The following is an 18,975-nucleotide window of genomic DNA, read 5'->3' as shown; positions in this document are numbered from 1 at the left end:
CCCGGGTCAGGAAGCGGGTGTCAGCGGGTCGGCACCGGCTGGTGGAAGTACCCGTCCTTCCCCGCCTCCCGGTAGCCCTCCAGGCCCGGACCGTCGTCGACGGTCAGATCGCACACGGCCTCCTCGGACGTCGGCCGGTTCCAGTGCACCAGGGCCTTCACCGCGGGCAACTCCCTCACCGCGGCGGGGATCCGCTCGTACCAGTCGCGCTGGCGCCCCGGGTCCTCGGCGTCGGGCGCGGTGGCGAACTCCGCCAGCATCACCGGCTTGTCGTCGCTGATGTTCGCCCGCAGCCATCGGTAGCTGGGCCGCTGGCTGCGCAGGAAGTCCTTCCAGTCGGTGGTGCCGTGGCACTGGTAGTAGTTGTACTGGTCCATGGCGATCCAGTCGACGTACGCGTCCCCGGGGTAGAGCGCCTTCATCTCGTCGGCGCTGCCCAGGTAGCCGGACACGGTCCACACCCATACGACGTTGTCGGCGCCCAGCTCCCGGAAGCGGTCGCGCAGATGGCGGTAGGCCGCCACGAACTCCTCCGGGGTGCCGGCGCCTTCCCCGACGCGGGCGTCGGTCTCCTGGTCGAAGGAGAGGAAGACGCGTTTGCCGTACGCCTTGATGCGCCGGATCTGCGGATCGAGGATCTCCTCGTCGTACTTCCCCGAGGCGATGTTCTTCCAGCCGAGCTGGGTCTCCGCCCAGTTCTCGTGGTGCGGCTCGGTCCAGACGGTGGACTCCCAGGCCAGCATGAGCAGCCGGTCCTCGCCGAGCTCCTGCTCGTCGGGCGTGAGCAGCTGCCCGTCGAGCTCGGTGCCCGACATGTCGTGGTAGTTGTAGACGAGATCGAGCTTGCGGCCGATCCTCTTCTCGAAGCCGAGCACCGCGTCCTTGAGCGAGCCGTTCGCCGCGTACGGGACATAGGCCCCCCACCAGGCGCCGCACGGCGGCACCAGCGTGCCGGTGGGGGCGCAGGGCCCGCTGGGCAGCTCGCCGGAGGCGGCGTCGCGGGGCATGGCGTCCCCCGGGGCCCGGGAGTCCCCGGTGCGGGCGGCCCAGACGCCGAGCCCCGCGAGCAGCGCGGCCACCGCCACCAGGACGACGGCCGTACCGGCGCGCTTCCTTCGCCCCGCGCCCGGCACCCCGCGCGACTCGGACGGCCCGCCCCGCCGGTACCGCCCCCTCACGCGCCGCCCCCGTCGGCGGACCGGCGGGGCGCGCGCACCACCGCGCCGCGCCGCGCGGCGGGCAGCGGCAGCCCCGGCAGCGCCGCGGCGATCGTGGTGAAGACGGCGAGCGCGAGGAGGAAGGCGGTCGCCGAGAAGCCCTCCACCAGGAACAGCGAGGTGGCGGTGAGCACACCGAGCGAGAGGCTCACGGGCGCGGCGAGCGCGACGGCCTCCAGCCGGGCACCGGCGGCCAGCCCGCCCGGCTGCGGATACAGCACCGCGCAGCCCGGGCCGAACAGGGTGAACAGCAGCACCGGGATCCAACGCGGCGCGGCGGGGCCGGGTACGGCGGTGGCGGCCAGCGCGAGCCAGCCCGAGACCGCGATGAGGACTCTGAGCCGGGCCCGGGTAACCGAGGTGCCCCGGGCCCCGCCGGTCGGGCCGATGTGCTCGGACTCGGTGGTGTTCATGGGCTGGCCTGACTGACGTTCACGGTCACTTCGTCACCTCGGGGTCGTTCGTCGGATGGCCGGGCGGTACTCCAGGACGACGCCGTAGGGACGCGCCTCGACGGTGCGGAAGAGCGGCGAGGCGGACAGCTTCGCGCGCAGGGTCCGGAAGCCGCCGGCCGGCAGCAGGCCCTCTCCGGCGGTGTAGACGTCCTGGGTGCGGGTGAGGACGACGTAGGCGGTGGTGCCCGGCGGGATGCCGTCGGCGAGGTAACCGGCCGGGTCCTTCAGCATCCTCTCGTTCTCGGTCAGCTCCTGCTCGGCGAAGAACCAGTGTTCGAGACGGTCGTAGCGGTGGAGCGCCCGCGGGAAGGAACCGGTGGCGGCGAGGATCAGCGAGCCGTCGGGAGCGTTGTCGAGGGCCCGGGTGACCAGCGCGGTCTCCTCGGGCGGCGTGTAGTACATCTTCTCCTTGCCGTAGTACGACGGCAGGAAGCCGGCCAGCAGCATCAGCAGGACGGCCGGCCGGACGAACGCCGAGACCCCGCGCCACCGCACGCGGGCCCGGCTGCGGTGGCTGCCCGCGACGGCCGGTACCAGCGCGGCGGCGGCGAAGAAGGCCGCACCGGGCAGTCCGAACAGATAGACGCGGAAGAGCATCTCGCCGCCGTAGTCGTTCACGGCGAACAGCGGCACCGGGGCGACGGAGACCAGCAGCAGCGGCAGCGCGCCGCGGGTCAGCCGGCGCCGCAGTACGACGGCGGCCCCGGCGAGGGCGGCGACCGCGAGCACCATCAGCACGCCCGCGGTGCCCGCGAGTTCGGGGCCGGGGCCGGTGAGCTGCCCCGCGTAACCCGCCCGGGAGTTCCGGGTCAGCTCGCCGATCGACTCCCTGAGCGTGGAGAGCGTCTCGACGAACAGCGGCCGGCCCATGGTCAGGTCCCAGGTGAGCATCAGCAGCGCGGCGACGGCCAGCAGCCCGTGGTTGCGGTAGCGGCGGGTGAGGTTGAGCGCGAGCAGACAGACGCAGAGCATCACCGGGGTGAGCTGGTGGGTGGCGTTGACGGCGGCGATCAGCGGGGCGAGGATCACCACGCACAACGCCCGCTGCCGGGTCCCGGTGGGCGGTGGCACGGCGGCGGCCGCCGGGTCGAGGAAGGCGCGGTCGCGCAGCCGGCCGGCGGAACCGGGGCGCACGAAGTGCCGGAGCACCACCGCGATGACCGTCAGGTGCAGCAGGTACGCGAGTCCCTGCGGGGCGAAGTAGTCCTGGCCCACCCAGTTGGCGAGCTGGAAGATCCACACGGCGGTCCACACCAGCCGCCAGTCCTGGCAGAAGGTGCGGTAGATCAGGACGAGCACCGGCAGCGTGAGCAGGCCGAGGACGATCGGTGCCCAGTTGGCGTACACGGCGGCGGTCTCCACGCCGAAGGCGCGCACCAGGCCCGCGTTGAGCGTGAAGAAACCCGGCCACTGGTCGTAGGCGGACATGTTGCCCGACAGCGCGGCGCCCGGCCGCAGTGCACGGTTGGCGAGCAGGGTCTCGACGACGGCGTCGTGCTTGGAGGCCCACGGGTAGCGCACCGCCCCGTACAGCACCGCCGGGGGCGCCTTCAGCGCGAACAGCAGCGCGGCGCAGTGCGCGGCCGGCCACCAGGGGGCGGTGCCCGCGCGCCGCAGACTGAGGACGAAGCCGGCGGTGAGAACCAGCAGGGAGAGGTGATAGGCGGCGGGGAGCCGGTCCAGCAGGCCGTAGTCGCCCATGTCGCGGAAGCCGATGCGGGGCAGCGCGTACCCCCACAGGCCGGCCGCGATCAGCAGGACCGGCAGGCAGAGGCCGGGCGGCCGCCGCGGGAGCCACCGGCGTCCGCGGTCGTCGCCCGCGCTCCCCGCCGGGACGCCCGGACCGGCGGCGAGGTCAGGGGCGGGCAGCGCGCTGCTCTCGGCGCTCGGTACAGGCACATGACGCCGCACGCTGAGGCTCCCCTCCCCTGGGCCAAGTATAGGGATTAATCATGTTTTTCACGCTGAAAGTCGCCGTATGCGTGAGGATGGCGGGGGCGGTGGCGGTCTCGCCGGTCGCCCACCGCGCCCACCGCGCCCACCGCGCCCACCGCGCCCGCCGCGCTCGCCGTTCGCCTCACGATCAGCCGGCGAAGACGGGGCCGTGCAGCAGGGCACGGGCCCGGCGGTACCACCGCCAGCCGACCGTCGTCGGCCCGTCGCGGTACGGCGCGACGCGGGCGCCCTCGCCCGCCAGCCAGCTCTCGACGTCGGCGACGGTGTGGCCGCGGCGCACGATGAGGCGGGCGATGCGGTAGCGCTCGTCGCGGTCCGAGCTGAGAGCGTGCCGTACGGCGGTGGCCGTCTCGTATCCGGCGCGCGCCGACATGGCCCGCACCCGCGGGCTGTTGTAGCCGTGCGGATAGGCCAGGTGCCGGACCGGATGGCCGAGCGCGTCCTCCAGCACGGCCTTGGAGGCGCGCAGTTCGTATGCCAGCGCCTTCGGGGACAGCGTGTCGAGCTGGGCGTGCGTGACCGTGTGGCTGCCGATCTCCATGCCGTGGCGTTCCAGCTCCGCCACCCGGTCGAGGGTCATCATCGGCGCGGGCGGCAGCAGGCTGCGCCCGCCCGGGACGATGGCGCCGGTGGTGAGATACGCGGTGGCCGGCAGCCCGCGCGCGGCCAGCGCCTCGGCGGTGGGCCCGGGCAGGTCGGCGAAGCCGTCGTCGAAGGTCAGCGCCACGGGACGGGGCGGCAGGGGTGCCCGCCCGGTGAGGTGGTCGGCGATCGCTCCGATGGTGACGGGCGTGCGCCCGCTGCGGGCGATCGCGTCGAGGTGGGCGGCGAACTCCTTCGGGCGGACCGTGAACTCGGCGATCCAGGACGGCGGGTCGTCCATCACGGCGTGGTAGAGGAAGACGGGGATGGCGGCCCGGCCCCGGGCGCCGTGGCCCGCCGGCCCTCCGCCGCCGCCGTCCGCCGCCGGTGTCATCTCGCCTCCCGGGTGAGCGCGCGCAGGGCGTGCCGCGCCCGCAGATAGCCGACGGGGCCGTACAGCATCCCCCGGCGCTGGAGGCGGGAGAGGCGGTGCGGCCACGGGTGGGCGCGCGCGTCGTGCCCGCCCGGCGCACCGGCCGTGCCGCCCGCCCGGCGGGCCGCGCTCAGCGTACGGGCGCGGGCCAGGCCGCGGGGCAGCCGGGCGAGGAAGGCCGGCAGCAGCGCGGGGCGGTTGACCAGCAGCGCCGTGAGATAGGCGGTGAGGCCGGCGCCGTAGCCGTACGCCTGGGTCTCCAGGTCCCGCCACGTCTCCCGGTGGTGGTGCCACACCAGCGCCCGCGGGGTGTAGTGCAGCCGGTGCCCCTCGGCGAGGGCGCGGACGAAGCCGTACAGGTCGTCGCCGCCCCGGGCGCGGGTGCCCGCCCCGGTGGCCGGGTCGAAGCCGCCGACGCGGCGCAGCACCTCCGTACGGAAGGCCATGTTGGCGCCCGAGCCGAACCGGCCCGCGGTGAACGGGAACAGCGGGTCACCGGTCGGCGGCCGCTCCGGATCGTACGTGCGCGCGGTGAAGCCCTTGGCGAAGCCGCCGTGGCTCTCCAGCAGCACCTGGGCCGGGGTGCGCAGCCGCGCGGGCAGGATCAGCCCGGTGGCGCAGCCCAGGCGGGGGTCGGCGGCGAAGGGCGTGGTCAGCTCGGTGAGCCAGCGCGGGTCGGCGACCACGTCGTCGTCCGTGAAGGCGACCACCTCGCCCCGGACGGCCGCGAGTCCCCGGTTGTGCGCGGCCGCGAGGCCGGGGACGGGTTCACGCACGTACCGCACGCGCTCGCCGTACTCCCGCTCGACCAGCTCCCGGGTCTCCTCGGTCGCGGGCGCGTTGTCGACGACGACGATCTCGAAGCGCGGATGGTCCTGGGCCAGGAGCGAGTCCAGGGCGCGGGCGAGCTGTCCGGCACGCTCGCGGGTGGCGACGACGACGGCGGCGGAGGGCGGCTCGGGTGGCGCCGCCTCGCCCGCCGTACCGCCCATCCCCCCGGCCCCGGCCCCGCCCGCCGTACGGCCGGTCTCCTCGGCCCCGGCGGCGCCCTCCCGGCGCTCCGCGGCCCGCGCGAGCCCGGCGAGCACCTCCTGCGGATCGGTGCCCTCCGGCACCCGGCCGAGCAGCGTACCGACGGGCCTCCCACCCCTCCTGACCAAGACGAACACCTCACCGGCGGTCACCGGCGGACTGCCCGGCCCCGGTCTGAGGACGGCCTCCGCGCCGTCCGGTCCCAGGTCCAGCTCGGCGACCTGCAAGGGCTCGATCCCCTGCACCAGCGCGATCTCCTGCCGCACCCGCGTGCCACGGGACACGCGCCTTCCCCCCTCGCTCATGCGCCCGCCGCCTCCTTTGCGGCCCTGGGCCGTCCGCCGCCGCTCACGCGCCTCTCCTTCGGCCGTGGGCCCCCTGCGGCCCTGGATTCGGGCCCTTTCGGCCCTGCACCGTCCGTTCCGGCCATGCGTGCGTCCCCCCTCCGTCACCCCTCCGTCGTCACGCCTCCGGCACCCCTGAACGACCCCTGAGCACCCCGGAGGCCGGTCCCGTGCCGGTCCGGCGCCGCCCCTCCCCGGTGTCACGACCGGCGCAGCCGTGCCGCGCCCTTCAGCGAGCGTGCCGCCAGGGAGGCCAGCCGCGGCCTGCCCCGGACGAAACCCTGCGCCCGGCGGGCCGGTTCGCGGCCCAGCCAGTGCAGCGCGGCACCCGTGCCCGGGCGGGTCACCGCGCCTTCGTACACGGGCAGTTCGCCCGTCTTCAGCGATTCCTTGTACTCGGCCCGTCCCCGCCCCAGGTCGAGCAGGCCGATGCCCCGCGCCGCGGCGGCCTCGGCCATCCGCAGATGCAGCACCAGCCCCGGCGAGTACTTCGCGAACCGCGGGTCGTAGGCCGGGAACCAGCAGGCCAGCACGGACGCCGAGCACAACCCGAAGTGGGCCGCGACCGGCCGCCCGCCGGCGTAGAGCACGGACAGCGCGCCGCTGCACTGCGGTGCCCGTGTCCCGGCGAGCCGCCCGACGAGCCGGGTGATCCATTCCCGGGCGAACCGGTCCCGGCGGCCCGTACGGCGGTACTGCGCCGACTTCCACGCCATGAGCGCGCGCAGCGCCGCCGGGTCGCGCTCATCGAAGACGAACCGGACGTCCCCGACCTGGCGGCCGAGCCGGCGCTCCTTGGCGAGCGTGCTCTTGAGGAACTTCGGCGCGTGGCTGCGCAGACCGGACTCGTAGGTCTCGTACCCCTGGTCCACGTCGATGACGTAGGCGGGGTGCTCCTCGGCGGCGTACGGCGCGAACAGGCCCTGCCCCGCCTGGAGGTTGTCGAAGACGAAGCTGGACAGCGAGCAGGCCCGCAGCAGTTCGCGGGAGTCCATCCGCAGGCCCTGGCGCAGCACCGCGCCCTGGCAGTCGGACACGCCGAGCCCGATCGCCCGGCCCTGGCCGAACGGCCCCCGCTCGTGCGGCAGGAAACCGGCCGCCTCACCGCCCTCGTAGACCACCGCCACCCGTGCCCGGGGCCGTACGAGTCCCACGGCGTCGGTGAACTCCGGCTCCATGAACGGGTTCCGCGGTGCCGGGGTCTTCGCGCGCAGTTCCCGCCAGTGTTCCCGTTCCCCCTCGCCCAGCTCCTGTGGCCTCAGCACACGAACGCGTCCACTGCTCAACCTGACCCCCCGATCAAGTCCCCCCTGGACACAAGGGACGGTACCGTCGAGCCCGCCCGGACGGTAGGTAGCGGAAGATGTTGTTGCCAACCGGTGCAGAGGCCCTCAACGGTGCGCAGCCGGTGATGCGTCAGCTTTCGGACACGCGGTTCCCTCCCTCCGGGGGTCCGGGGCCGCGTTCCGCCGTACGGCGGGTGCGGCCCGCCCGGCAGCCGGACGACCCAACGCACGCCGCCCGAGGGCCTGTCGGGGCGCGTCGCGGATCGGCCGGTTCGACGGTGAAACGACGGGGCGGGTTGTCCGTATTCTCTGATCATGGACCGCTCTGCATATGCACTCATCGCCACTGACCTGGACGGAACGCTGTTGCGCGGCGACGACACCGTCTCCGACCGGTCGCGCGCGGCCCTCGCGCGGGTGGCCGAGGCCGGCGCCCGGCATCTGGTGGTCACGGGCCGCCCGGCGCCGAGGGTGCGGTCGCTGCTCGAGGACCTGGGGTGCACCGGGCTGGCGGTGTGCGGACAGGGGGCGCAGCTGTACGACGCCGGCGCCGGCCGCCTGCTGTGGTCGGTCACGCTGGACCGGGAGCTGGCCGAGACCGCGCTCGGCAAGATCGAGGCGGAGGTGGGGCAGGTCTACGCCGCCGTCGACCAGGACGGTGTCGACGGGCTCACCCTCATCGAGCCCGGGTACCTGATGCCGCACCCGACCCTGCCCGCGGTGCGGATCGACCGGCGCGACGAGCTGTGGTGCGCGCCCATCAGCAAGGTGCTGCTGCGCCATGCCGAGCTGTCCGACGACGAGCTGGCGGAGACCGCGCGCGCGGTGGTCGGCTCGCTGGCGACGGTCACCATGTCGGGGCCGGGCACCGTCGAGCTCCAGCCGTGCGGCATCACCAAGGCGACCGGGCTCGCGCTGGCCGCCGGGCGTCTCGGCCTGAGCCCGTGGCAGACCATCGCCTTCGGGGACATGCCCAACGACATCCCGATGTTCGACTGGGCGGCGCGCGGCGTCGCGATGGCCAACGCCCACCCCGACCTCAAGGCGGTCGCCGACGAGGTCACGGCGTCGAACGAGGACGACGGCATCGCCGTCGTCCTCGAACGACTGTTTTCGGCCAGCCCCGTTCGGTGACACTGTTCGGCGGTGCCCTTCGCCGGCGCCGTTCAGCGGCACGGTGCGGCGGGGCGGCCCGGCGGCGCGGACCGGGAGCGCGGTCCCGCGCCGGGGCCCCGCGGCGGATCAGTACGGTCCGAAGACGTTGTCGATCGAGCCGTACCGGTGGGCCGCGTAGTTGCAGGCGGCGGTGATGTTCGCGACCGGGTCGTACGGGTCCCACGAGGTGCCGGGCACGTGGTACGCCTGGAACGTCGGGTCGATGACCTGGAGCAGGCCCTTGGACGGGGTGCCCGCGGCGGCGTTGGAGTCCCAGTTGTTGATGGCGTACGGGTTGCCGGACGACTCGCGGATGACGTTGCGGTGGATGCCGTCGTACGTCCCCGGAATCCCCTGCTGCGCCATGATGTCGAGCGACTGCCGGATCCAGCCGTCGAGGTCGTTGGTGTAGGCGGAAGCCGCGGTGGTGGCCGCCGGCGCGGCGGCCGGGGTGGCCGCGGAGGCGCCGGTGGCGCCGACGAGCGGCAGGGCGAGTATGGCGGCGCCCGTGCCGGCGAGGGCCAGCTTGCGGGCGAGCCGGGCGGTGGTGGCGGGCCGGAGGTGACCGGTTGCGCGCATGACGTATTCCTCTCCTGCCGCCTGCGAGGTGAGCTGTCGGGTTCGGGCGGGAGGTGCCCGGCCATGGCCCTGACGGGCACGGCTTCACCCCAAGCCGCTCCGGTGTGGTGACCGGCGCGGCGACTTACCTGGGTCCCCCGCTCCTGCCGTGCGTGAGTTGGTCGAGTCGATGTGAGTGCGTCCGGGCGGCGGCAGGATTCGGCGTCCGCCCGACAGGCCGGGAAGGTATGCGAGGGAACATGTCCGAAACAAGTGCAGGAATCACCTATCGATCCTGTTGACCTTGGTCTGGGGTGTTTGCGGTACTTGATCCTTTGCGGGGGCGCAGACCCAACTGGCTTACGGGGCAAAGGGGAGGCGGCGGGCCCGGGGCGGCCGTGCGCCGGGAGTGACGCGTGAGCCAACTCACGAGAGACCGGAAGAGTGCCAAAACGGGCAATAGGGCCAACTAGCCCTCAAATGCCCAACCCTGGGGAGCGAGGCGGATGCCGGCCGGGGCTCGGCGGGTGACGAGTGTCCCGGGGCTCACCGGGAGGCGGAGTGGAAAGGCGGGGCGGGCGGGGGACGGAGGGAGATGGCGGACGGGGAACGGAGGGAGATGGGGAGGTGCGGAGGGGAGGTGGGTGCCGGATGGGTGACGTTCCCGGGGTGCCGGGCGTTGGTCGCGGTGGTGGGATCTTCCGGGCCGGCTCCGGCGCGCCGTGTCGGCTCAGGGGTGTCGGTTCATGTCTGCTCATATCGACTGATCAAAAGCATGCCGGTCATGATCCGATACCGACCATCCTGTAACGGTGGGCGCTAGCGGTGATCGAAACGTGACCGGATACGCTGACTTGAGTGATGGCAGCGACCTATCGACAAACCGTGTAAGCGCCAGTAGACACCAGCAGACAGGAGACCCCTCGTGACCGTCGTCGGGCCGTTCGGGCTGAGCGTGCGGGACCAGGCACTGGAAGCCGATGTCCAGGCCGGACTGGCGGCTGTCGAGGAAGGGTTGCTCGAGGCAACCAAAAGCGAAGTGCCGTTCATCACAGAGGCCGCCCAGCACCTGGTGCGGGCGGGCGGGAAGCGCTTCCGTCCGCTGCTGGTGATGCTCGCGGCCCGGTTCGGCGACCCGTACGCCCCGGGCATCGTGCCCTCGGCCGTCGTCGTCGAGCTGACCCACCTGGCGACGCTGTACCACGACGACGTGATGGACGAGGCCGCGGTGCGGCGCGGGGTCGCCAGCGCCAACACCCGCTGGGGCAACTCGGTGGCGGTCCTCACCGGCGACTTCCTGTTCGCGCGGGCCTCGCAGATCCTCGCCGACCTCGGCCCGGAGGCGGTCCGCGTCCAGGCCCTGGCGTTCGAGCGGCTGGTCACCGGGCAGATCCTGGAGACGGCCGGACCGCAGGACGGGCGGGACCCGGTCGACCACTACCTCGATGTCCTCGGCGGCAAGACGGGGTCGCTGGTGGCCGTCTCGTGCCGGTTCGGCGCGATGATGTCCGGGGCCGACGAGACGCACGTGGACGTGCTCACCCAGTACGGGGAGCGGCTCGGCGTCGCCTTCCAGCTCGCGGACGACGTACTGGACATCGCCTCCGACTCCCACGAGTCGGGCAAGACGCCGGGGACGGACCTGCGCGAGGGCATCGCCACCCTGCCCGTACTCCGTCTGCGGGAGCGGGCGGCCCGGCTGGGGCTGGCCGAGGACCGCGCCCTGTGCGAGCTGCTCGAATCCGACCTGTCCGACGACGAGCGCCACGCGGAGGCGCTGCGCCTGCTGCGCGCCCACCCGGCGCTGGAGCAGGCCCGCCGGGACACCGTGCGCTACGCCGAGGACGCGCGCTCCGCGCTGGCCCCGCTGCCGGAGTGCGAGGCGAAGGCGGCCCTGGTGGAGCTGTGCGACGCGGTGGTGCACCGGGCCGGATAGCCGGGGCCCGGACCGTCGGGGCCTGGGGCCCGGACAGCCGGGGCGCGCGCCCCGGGGCCGGTCGCGGGCGGCGCGTCCCCTACTGGACGGGGGTGTCGTCGTCCCCTCGTGTCATACCGCAGCAGTAGGCGGAGTTGAGTCCGCAGTCTGACGAATCCGCCTGTCCGATTTGGTCAGATGGGGATCGCGGACATCACCACTCCTCACCGATTCGGGTGAGAATGGCGGCTCACGGTGAGACCGGTGCGAGGACGCACGACGCTGAGGACACGACCCGGCCAGCCGCCGCCGACCACGGAGGTAGGGCACACATGGCACCGTACGCATCCGACGACAGCACGACCGCGGCCGAGGGCCGGGAACCGGGGACCCGGCGGCGCAGGGCCGCGCGGTACGTCGTCCCCGTCGCGGTGACAGGGGTCGCGGCGGCGACGATCGGGCTGGTCCCGGCGCTCGCCGACGCCGGCGATCCCGATCTCCCGGACATCACGGCGCAGCAGCTCATCGAGAAGATCGCGACGTCGGACGTGCAGCGGCTGTCCGGCACGGTGAAGATCAGTACGGACCTCGGCCTGCCGGACCTGGGCGGCCTCGTGGACGGGATGGCGGGCGGGCTGGCGGGCGGCATGGCCTCCGGCTCCCCGGGGCAGGACGACGGCGGCTCCGCCGCGGACCCGTCGGCCAGGCTCACGGAGCTGGTGTCCGGCACGCACACCCTGCGGGTCGCGGCCGACGGCCCGGACCGGCAGAAGCTGTCGCTGCTGGAGAACGCGGCCGAGTACAGCCTGATCCACGACGGCGAGGACGTCTGGGGCTACGACAGCGCGTCGAACGAGGTCTACCACGCCACCGTCCCCGGCTCCGCCGGCGAGCGGACGAAGGAGCGCCGGCAGATGCCGGCCACCCCGCGGGAACTCACCGAGGAGGCGCTGAAGGCGGTCGACGACACCACGTCGGTGACGGTCGACGGCACCGCGCAGGTCGCCGGCCGGGACGCCTACAAGCTGCTGATCAAGCCCCGGCAGGAGGGCTCCACGATCGGGGCGGTCAGTGTCGCCGTGGACGCGAAGACCGGGCTGCCGCTGAAGTTCACCCTCACCCCGGCCGGTGGCGGTGCCGCCGTCGTGGACGCGGGCTTCACCCAGGTCAGCTTCGCCAAGCCGCCCGCCTCGACCTTCGACTTCACCCCGCCCGAGGGCGCGAAGATCACCGAGGACGGCGGCACGGACCGGGCGCCCGAGACCGGACGGAAGACGGAGGGGGACCGCGCCGGGGAGCGCGGCGGCATCGAGGTCATCGGCGAGGGCTGGAACACGATCGCCGCCTTCGACACGGGCGGGCAGGGCCTGCCGGCCGCCACGGGGGGCGGCGGCCTCGGTGACCTCGGTGACGTCGGCGGCTTCCTCGGCTCCTTCGGCGACGAGGTCTCCGGGAGCTTCGGCTCCGGCACGGTGTTCAGCACCCGGCTCGTCAACGCCCTGGTCACCGAGGACGGCAAGGTCTACGCCGGCACCGTCACCAAGGAGGCACTGGTGAAGGCGGCCGACGCGCGGAAGTGAGCCGCGCCGGCGGCCACATCCGGCAGCGCCGGCGGACGCAACCGGGAGAGAACGAGGGAGCCGATGGCCGAACCGCCCGCCACCGAACCGGACCGGGCACGGGACCGGGCTCGCGATCGGGTGCCGGACCCGGGCCGGGAGCGGACGCCGGATCAGGCACGGGACCGGGCTCGCGATCGGGTGCCGGGCCCCGGCCGGGAGCGGACGCCGGATCAGGCACCGGGTCGGACGCCGGACCGGACACCGGCCCCGTCACCGGATCGCACCGATCCCGGCGGAGCGGTCATCGTCACCCGTGCGCTGACCAAGCGTTACCGCGGCGGCCAGCTCGCCGTGGACGGTCTGGACCTGACCGTCCCGGCGGGCAGCGTCTTCGGCTTCCTCGGCCCCAACGGATCCGGCAAGACCACCACCATCCGCATGCTGATGGGGCTGATCGAGCCGACCTCGGGCACCACCCGGGTGCTGGACCGGCCCATGCCGCAGGCGGCCCGGGCCGTACTGCCGCAGGTCGGGGCGCTCATCGAGGGCCCGGCCCTGTACGGCTTCCTGTCCGGGCGCGACAACCTGCTGCGGTACGACGCCGCCGACCCGACGGCCGATCCCCGCACCCGGCGCCACCGCGTCGCCGCCGCGCTCGACCGCGTCGGCCTCACGGCCGCGGCGGGCAAGAAGGCGAAGGCGTACTCCCTCGGCATGAAGCAGCGCCTCGGACTGGCGGCGGCGCTGCTCCGGCCCCGCCGGCTGCTGGTGCTGGACGAGCCGACCAACGGGCTCGACCCGCAGGGCATGCGGGAGATCCGCGCCCTCGTACGGGAGCTGGCCGGCGACGGCACGACCGTCTTCCTCTCCTCCCACCTGCTGGACGAGATCGAGCAGGTGTGCACGCACGCCGCGGTGATGGCGCGGGGCCGCCTGATCGTCCAGGGCGCGGTCGCCGACCTGGCGGCGGGACTGCGCGGCCGGCTGGCGGTGACGACGCCGGACACCGGTGCGGCGGCCCGGGTGCTGAAGGAGCGGGGGGCGGCGGACGTGGCCGTCACCGGGGACCGGGTCACGGCCGAGCCGCCCGGCGGCGACCTCGCGGACGTCAACGCGGCGCTGGTCGCGGCGGGCGTCCGGGTCCGCGGCTTCGGGCTGGAACGGGCCTCCCTGGAGGACGCGTTCGTGGCGCTGACGGGGGAGGGGTTCGATGTCGCGGGCTGAGACCGACGGCGCAGCCGGGGCGGCGGCCGCGAGGGGCGCCGGGACCGCGGACGCCACCGGAACGGCCCGGGGCCGCCCCGGGCCGCGTCCGCCGTGGGCCCTCGGACTGCTCGGACTGCTGGGCAGCGAGCTGCGGACCACCTTCCGGCGCTGGCGCACCCTCGCGTTGCTGGGCGTGCTGGCCGCCGTACCGATCCTGGTCGGAATCGCCGTCAGGATCGAGACGAGCGACGGCTCGCCGGCCGGCGGCGGGGGCGGGCAGGGACCGGCGTTCATCTCGCAGGTCACCAACAACGGCCTGTTCCTGGTCTTCACCGCGCTGGCCGCCACGCTCCCGTTCTTCCTGCCGATGGCCGTCGGGGTCGTCGCGGGCGACGCGATCGCCGGCGAGGCGAACGCCGGCACCCTGCGCTACCTGCTGGTCGCCCCGGCCGGCCGCACCCGCCTGCTGCTCACCAAGTACGCCGCCGTGCTGGCCTTCTGCCTGGCGGCCACCCTGGTGGTCGCCGTCTCGGCGCTCGCGGTCGGGGCGCTGCTGTTCCCGCTCGGCGACCTGACGACCATCTCGGGGACACGGATCGGCTTGACCGAGGGCATGGGGCGGGCCCTGCTGATCGCCCTGACCGTCGCCGCGTCACTGATCGGCGTGGCGGCCCTCGGCCTGTTCGTCTCCACGCTGACGGGCAGCGGGATCGCGGCCATGGCGGCCACCGTCGGGCTGGTGATCACGGTCCAGATCCTCGACCAGATCCCCCAACTGCACGCGGTACGGACGTACTTCTTCTCCCACTACTGGATGTCCTTCGCCGATCTGATGCGCGAGCCCGTCTACTGGGACGACCTGGTGGCGAACCTCGGCCTCCAGGTCCTCTACGCGGCGGTGTTCGGATCGGCGGCCTGGGCGCGGTTCACGGCGAAGGACATCATGGCGTAGGGGTCCCCGGCGGACTCGGCGAACCCGGAGGGCCGGGGGTGGGGGGGGGCTCAGTCCGTCTCGTAGGGGAAGCGTGCGAGCGGCGCCCGCTGGGCGAAGAAGGTCTTGGCGCGGGCCAGGGCCCCGGTGTCCCGCAGGACGTCACCGGGCCTGCTGCCGTTGCCGAGCAGGACGCCGCCGAAACGCATTCCCATGTACGCCGCGGAGTTGCGGAGGGTGCCGACCAGCGGGTCGGCGACCACCTGCTCCTCGTGCGCGAGCGCGGTGACGCCCCAGAGGGTGCGCCCGGCCATCGTCGCCTTGAAGTCCAGGCCGGGGGTGCGCAGCCAGCCCGACCAGTAGTCGAGGTAGCGCTTGGTGTGGGCGGACACCGAGTACCAGTACAGCGGTGAGGCGATCACGACGTCCGTGGCGGCGAGCGTGGCGTCGAGCAGCAGAGCGGCGGCGCCCTCCCGGGGGCGGACGTGGTCGCTGTCGTGACGCAGATCCTCGAAGTCGGGCAGCGGGTGCTCGGAGAGGCTGATCCACTGCTGCTCGGTGCCCTCGGGCAACTGTTCCGCGGCGCGGCGGGCCAGCAGTTCGGTGTTGCCGTCCGCGCGGCTGCTGCCGAGCAGGAAGAGGAAGCGACGGCTCATGGTGATCCCCCCAGCAGGTCGTACGACCGGCACGAGATTTCAATTCCCCTGCATCATATGCATGTGCATGCATATCGCCAAGGGGTTCGTCTCTCCGCCGGGCCGACGGGGGCCCCGGGGACTCCGGCCGGGACGTCGACGTCCGTTTTCCGCCGGTCCTCGGGAGGTCCGGTGGTCACTGTGAAGCGCATGACCACCGCACACACCAGCCCCGTCCCGGCACACCTGCCGCCGTCCGCCGCCATCGAGCCGGGCATCCTCTACTTCGGGACTCCGGTCGTCCTGCTCGCCACGGCCAATGAGGACGGCACGCCCAACCTCGCCCCCATGTCGTCCGCGTTCTGGCTGGGGTGGCGGGGCGTTCTGGGACTCGGAGCCGCTTCCCAGACCGCCCGGAACCTGCTGCGCACCCGTGAGTGCGTCCTCAACCTGCCCTCCGACTCGCTCGCTCCCGCCGTCGACCGGCTGGCGCTGACCACCGGCTCCGATCCGGTGCCGCCGCGCAAGCACGCACGCGGGTACCGGCACGTGGCGGACAAGTTCGAGCGGGCGGGGCTGACCCCGGTGCCGTCCGAGACGGTCGAGCCGCCCCGCGCGGGGGAGTGCCCGGTCGCGCTGGAGGCCGTGGTGGAGGCGGTCCACCCGATCGGCGAGGACGACGAGGCGCTGCGCGGCAAGATCCTCACCTTCGAGGTGCGGGTGCAGCGGGTCCATGTGCACGAGGCCATCCGTGCCGAGGGCGCGGCGGACCGGATCGACCCGGACCGGTGGCGGCCGCTCATCATGAGCTTCCAGCACTTCTACGGCCTGGGCCCCCGCGTCCACCCCTCCACCCTCGCGTCCATCCCGGAGCGGCTGTACCGCGGCCCGGACACCGACCGGGCCCGGCAGGTCCCACGCCGGGCCTGACGCCACGTCTGCACCGGGTCTCACGGGGCATACGCACGCTGTCCGGCGAGGGACGGGAGGAACGGGCCGGTGGACGTGGCACCATGCGGGGCGAGGTCTCTGGGACGAGCCTGTGACGGCGTGGTGACGTGAGAAGGGCGCGCGAGCGGAGAGACTCGACAGTGGGGATACGACAACTCTCCACGGATCTTTACGGTGCGCAGCCGAACGCACCCGGCGCTCAACCGCCGACGCCCGAGTGAGGGGACGATGGCTCGACTCAGCCGCGACAGCAAGCGGAACCGCCCGGACACCGGCCCGGCGGCCGGCCCGCCCACGGCCCCGGTGGACGTCCGGGTGCCCGGCGCGGTGAGCGACACCGCCCCGGGGGCCCGGCCCGGCGCGGCGGCCGACGCCTCCGTCACCTCCGTCGCCTCCGTCGACGGGGTGCCGATCGCCGCGGCGCCCGGCCAGGAGGCCCAGCACGCCGTGCTGGCCCATCTCCACCGCGTCGCCCTCTCCACCGGCCGTCCGGTCCTCGCCACGGTCCACGACGACCGCATCGGCTACATCGTCCCGCTCCGCGTCGACCCGGACGGCTCCAGCCACTTCACCGCGGAACCGGTACGGACGGCTCCGCCACGGGAGGCGGCAGCGCCCTCCCCGGATCCCTCGACCGGGCCCTCGGGTCCGGCGGGGCCTCCGCCTCCCCCGCGGGGCGGCGCCGCGCCCACGCCGCGCCCCGCGGAGTCCGGGCCGCCCCCCGGGCCGGAGGCGTCCACATCCGACGGGCAGGCCCCGGCCTCCCCGCCCGCGTTCCCGCCCCCGGCGGGGGTGTTCGGACCGGCGGCGGGTGAGTTCGGACCGCCGACAGGAGAGTTCGGACCGCCGCCGCGGAGGGACGCCCTTCCCGGCGTCGCGGGAGCCGCCACCGCACCGGTGGCGCCGTTCGTTCCCGAGAGGCCGGAAGGCGCCAGGGACCCCAAGCCCGCGCCGGTCCGGGGGTTCGACGCCGTGGCCGAGGCCGTCCTCGGGGAGGATCCGCACACCACCCCCGGCGACGGCAGCGCCCCCGACCTCCTCGCCGAGCCCACGGCCCGCATCAACGAGGCCGTCAGGACGGGACGGACGGACGCCGCGGCGCTTCTCGCGGAGCAGACGGTGGCGCGGGCGTCGCGGACGCTGGGATCCGAGCACCCCGAGGTGCTCAGGCTGCGCGAGCTCACCGCGTACATCGCCTACCTGTCCGACGACCCGGTCCGCGCCCTGCGCGTCTCCCTCGACCTGGCCCGGATCCACCGCCGCGCGGGCGACGCGGAGGCCGCGTACGGCAGTCTCCACGGCGCGGTCACCGCCTGGCGCGCGGTACGCGACCCGCAGCGGGGGATGGAACTGGGGCACGACCTGATCGGCCTGTGGGCCGGGCTGGTCGCCGATGGGGGCCCGGCGGCCGAGGAGGCCGAGCGCCTGGAGTCGGCCCGCGCCCGCATGGGCCGCCTGACCGAGCGCGCCCGCGCCCGCCGACCGGAGCAGGACCCCGCTCGCCCGCCCGCGGAGACCGCCGCCCCGTTGGCCAGGTGATCAGGTGATCAGGTGATCCGGTTCCCCGGTCTCCCGGGGAGTCCGTTCTTGCCGGTCCCGGCCGGGGCCGGCTACGGCCTGGCGTCCAGCGGCTCCGGCTCCGGTTCGGCGGGTCCCGAGGCGCCCGGAGGCACGGTCCGCGCGCCGCCGCCCTTCGGCAGGGTGGCGCCGGTCCTGGTCGCCTCGGCCCTGAGCGCTCGCGCGGACCGGCGGGCGGTGCGCAGGGCGTCCCAGGTGAGCAGCGCGAGCGCCAGCCACACCAGCGCGAACCCGGCCCAGCGCTCGGGCGGCATGGCCTCGTGGAAGTAGAGGATGCCGAGCAGGAACTGGAAGACCGGGGCCAGGTACTGGAGCAGGCCCAGCGTCGACAGCGGCACGCGGATCGCCGCCGCGCCGAAGCAGACGAGGGGGACCGCGGTCACCAGGCCGGTCGCGGCGAGCAGCGCCGCGTGGCCGGCGCCCTCGGAGGTGAAGGTCGAGTCTCCCCGCGCGGAGAGCCACAGCAGGTAGCCGAGGGCGGGCAGGAACTGGACCGCGGTCTCGGCGGCCAGCGACTCGACGCCGCCGAGGTTGACCTTCTTCTTCACCAGGCCGTACGTGGCGAAGGAGAGGGCGAGGACGAGCGAGATCCACGGCGGGCGGCCGTAGCCGACGGTCAGGACCACCACGGCGGCGAAGCCGACACCGACCGCGACCCACTGCGCGGGACGCAGCCGCTCCTTCAGCAGCAGCACGCCCATGGCGATGGTGACCAGGGGGTTGATGAAGTAACCGAGCGACGCCTCGACGACGTGGCCGCTGTTCACGGCCCAGATGTAAACGCCCCAGTTGACCGTGATGACGGCGGCGGCCACCGTGATGAGCGCCAGCTTGCGCGGCTGCCGCAGCAGCTCGCCGGCCCACGCCCAGCGCCGTACGAACAGCAGCGCGACGGCGACGAGGGCGAGGGACCACACCATCCGGTGGGCGAGGATCTCCACCGCCCCGGCCGGTTTGAGCAGCGGCCAGAACAGCGGGACGAGCCCCCACATGCCATACGCCGCGAAGCCGTTCAGCAGACCTATGCGCTGCTCACCCCTGGACGTCCCGGCCACGGGTCCCTCCTTTGCGACGGTGTCGTGCTCGCCCGCACGAAGGTAGCGCCGGAGCGCCCCGTCTGTCATGTCCGTACCGCTATACGGTCATGACAGACGGGCGAGGAGGGGCTGCCGGGACGGA

16 protein-coding genes and 1 riboswitch are annotated in these 18,975 nt (G+C 74.0%); of the genes, 7 read left to right on the top strand and 9 right to left on the bottom strand.

All coding sequences use genetic code 11. From position 1 onward, the window contains the following. Positions 1-20 precede the first annotated feature (20 nt). The 6 genes from AB0L74_RS20660 to AB0L74_RS20635 all read right to left on the bottom strand — a co-directional run bounded on the left by AB0L74_RS20660 (position 21) and on the right by AB0L74_RS20635 (position 7,284). The gene (locus AB0L74_RS20660) at positions 21-1,178 is read right to left on the bottom strand and encodes a glycosyl hydrolase (protein WP_365654060.1); all 1,158 of its coding nucleotides are present in this window, start codon (positions 1,176-1,178) and stop codon (positions 21-23) included. Beyond that, complete coding sequence (locus tag AB0L74_RS20655; RefSeq protein WP_365654057.1) at positions 1,175-1,630, bottom strand: hypothetical protein; 456 nt, start codon at positions 1,628-1,630, stop codon at positions 1,175-1,177. The genes AB0L74_RS20660 and AB0L74_RS20655 overlap by 4 nt, the downstream gene beginning before the upstream one ends. 33 nt (positions 1,631-1,663) lie before the next feature. Beyond that, on the bottom strand, positions 1,664-3,571 hold the full coding sequence (locus tag AB0L74_RS20650; protein WP_365654054.1) for a hypothetical protein: 1,908 nt from the start codon (positions 3,569-3,571) through the stop codon (positions 1,664-1,666). Positions 3,572-3,755: 184 nt separating this feature from the next. Continuing rightward, complete coding sequence (locus AB0L74_RS20645; RefSeq protein WP_365654281.1) at positions 3,756-4,511, bottom strand: polysaccharide deacetylase family protein; 756 nt, start codon at positions 4,509-4,511, stop codon at positions 3,756-3,758. Positions 4,512-4,600: 89 nt separating this feature from the next. Continuing rightward, a complete protein-coding gene (locus AB0L74_RS20640) occupies positions 4,601-5,980 on the bottom strand; it encodes a glycosyltransferase (protein WP_365654052.1) in 1,380 nt (459 codons plus the stop codon). A 239-nt stretch (positions 5,981-6,219) separates the two neighbouring features. After that, positions 6,220-7,284, bottom strand: a complete 1,065-nt coding sequence (locus AB0L74_RS20635) for a GNAT family N-acetyltransferase (protein ID WP_365654049.1) — start codon at positions 7,282-7,284, stop codon at positions 6,220-6,222. 336 nt (positions 7,285-7,620) lie between these two features. Here AB0L74_RS20635 and AB0L74_RS20630 point away from each other — a divergent pair, with 336 nt between their 5' ends. Next, entirely contained in the window at positions 7,621-8,439 is an 819-nt protein-coding gene (locus AB0L74_RS20630) for an HAD family hydrolase (protein WP_365654046.1), read from the top strand. 108 nt (positions 8,440-8,547) lie between these two features. Here AB0L74_RS20630 and AB0L74_RS20625 read toward each other — a convergent pair whose 3' ends face one another. Further along, positions 8,548-9,039, bottom strand: coding sequence for a transglycosylase SLT domain-containing protein (locus tag AB0L74_RS20625; protein ID WP_365654043.1), 492 nt, complete (start codon positions 9,037-9,039; stop codon positions 8,548-8,550). A 4-nt stretch (positions 9,040-9,043) separates the two neighbouring features. Beyond that, positions 9,044-9,212, bottom strand: a riboswitch (cyclic di-AMP (ydaO/yuaA leader). 731 nt (positions 9,213-9,943) lie between these two features. On the opposite strand from AB0L74_RS20625, the gene AB0L74_RS20620 reads away from it, so the two are divergent. The 4 genes from AB0L74_RS20620 (at position 9,944) to AB0L74_RS20605 (ending at position 14,653) form a co-directional block, all read left to right on the top strand. After that, entirely contained in the window at positions 9,944-10,954 is a 1,011-nt protein-coding gene (locus AB0L74_RS20620) for a polyprenyl synthetase family protein (RefSeq protein ID WP_365654040.1), read from the top strand. Between the two features lie 311 nt (positions 10,955-11,265). Then, positions 11,266-12,513: a DUF2092 domain-containing protein gene (locus AB0L74_RS20615; RefSeq protein WP_365654037.1), complete on the top strand. Its 1,248-nt coding sequence runs from the start codon at positions 11,266-11,268 to the stop codon at positions 12,511-12,513. Between the two features lie 63 nt (positions 12,514-12,576). Then, positions 12,577-13,719, top strand: coding sequence for an ABC transporter ATP-binding protein (locus AB0L74_RS20610; protein WP_365654034.1), 1,143 nt, complete (start codon positions 12,577-12,579; stop codon positions 13,717-13,719). Then, a complete protein-coding gene (locus tag AB0L74_RS20605) occupies positions 13,706-14,653 on the top strand; it encodes an ABC transporter permease (protein ID WP_365654030.1) in 948 nt (315 codons plus the stop codon). Before AB0L74_RS20610 ends, AB0L74_RS20605 begins: the two co-directional genes overlap by 14 nt. A 50-nt stretch (positions 14,654-14,703) precedes the next feature. On the opposite strand, the gene AB0L74_RS20600 is transcribed toward AB0L74_RS20605, so the two are convergent. Next, positions 14,704-15,288: an NAD(P)H-dependent oxidoreductase gene (locus tag AB0L74_RS20600; protein WP_365654027.1), complete on the bottom strand. Its 585-nt coding sequence runs from the start codon at positions 15,286-15,288 to the stop codon at positions 14,704-14,706. 189 nt (positions 15,289-15,477) lie between these two features. Between AB0L74_RS20600 and AB0L74_RS20595 the strand changes: the two genes are divergently transcribed. Together AB0L74_RS20595 and AB0L74_RS20590 are read left to right on the top strand one after the other, a co-directional pair. After that, entirely contained in the window at positions 15,478-16,197 is a 720-nt protein-coding gene (locus AB0L74_RS20595) for a flavin reductase family protein (protein ID WP_365654024.1), read from the top strand. Between the two features lie 249 nt (positions 16,198-16,446). Beyond that, complete coding sequence (locus tag AB0L74_RS20590) at positions 16,447-17,757, top strand: tetratricopeptide repeat protein (protein ID WP_365654021.1); 1,311 nt, start codon at positions 16,447-16,449, stop codon at positions 17,755-17,757. A gap of 71 nt (positions 17,758-17,828) precedes the next feature. On the opposite strand, the gene rarD is transcribed toward AB0L74_RS20590, so the two are convergent. Next, positions 17,829-18,851: an EamA family transporter RarD gene (gene rarD, locus AB0L74_RS20585; RefSeq protein ID WP_365654018.1), complete on the bottom strand. Its 1,023-nt coding sequence runs from the start codon at positions 18,849-18,851 to the stop codon at positions 17,829-17,831. Positions 18,852-18,975: the final 124 nt, after the last annotated feature.

Source organism: Streptomyces sp. NPDC052020 (assembly GCF_040680575.1).
Classification (GTDB): Bacteria; Actinomycetota; Actinomycetes; order Streptomycetales; family Streptomycetaceae; genus Streptomyces.
Note: the sequence above shows the minus strand (reverse complement) of the source record. Positions and strands in the feature narration are given on the sequence as shown.

Bases quoted from the DNA above. Each gene is read 5' to 3' on its own strand.
- AB0L74_RS20610 (WP_365654034.1), top strand. From the start codon at position 12,577: ATGGCCGAACCGCCCGCCACCGAACCGGACCGGGCACGGGACCGGGCT.
- AB0L74_RS20615 (WP_365654037.1), top strand. From the start codon at position 11,266: ATGGCACCGTACGCATCCGACGACAGCACGACCGCGGCCGAGGGCCGG.
- AB0L74_RS20655 (WP_365654057.1), bottom strand. From the start codon at position 1,630: ATGAACACCACCGAGTCCGAGCACATCGGCCCGACCGGCGGGGCCCGG.
- AB0L74_RS20600 (WP_365654027.1), bottom strand. From the start codon at position 15,288: ATGAGCCGTCGCTTCCTCTTCCTGCTCGGCAGCAGCCGCGCGGACGGC.
- AB0L74_RS20590 (WP_365654021.1), top strand. From the start codon at position 16,447: ATGGCTCGACTCAGCCGCGACAGCAAGCGGAACCGCCCGGACACCGGC.
- AB0L74_RS20625 (WP_365654043.1), bottom strand. From the start codon at position 9,039: ATGCGCGCAACCGGTCACCTCCGGCCCGCCACCACCGCCCGGCTCGCC.
- AB0L74_RS20605 (WP_365654030.1), top strand. From the start codon at position 13,706: ATGTCGCGGGCTGAGACCGACGGCGCAGCCGGGGCGGCGGCCGCGAGG.
- AB0L74_RS20630 (WP_365654046.1), top strand. From the start codon at position 7,621: ATGGACCGCTCTGCATATGCACTCATCGCCACTGACCTGGACGGAACG.
- AB0L74_RS20595 (WP_365654024.1), top strand. From the start codon at position 15,478: ATGACCACCGCACACACCAGCCCCGTCCCGGCACACCTGCCGCCGTCC.
- AB0L74_RS20640 (WP_365654052.1), bottom strand. From the start codon at position 5,980: ATGAGCGAGGGGGGAAGGCGCGTGTCCCGTGGCACGCGGGTGCGGCAG.
- AB0L74_RS20645 (WP_365654281.1), bottom strand. From the start codon at position 4,511: ATGGACGACCCGCCGTCCTGGATCGCCGAGTTCACGGTCCGCCCGAAG.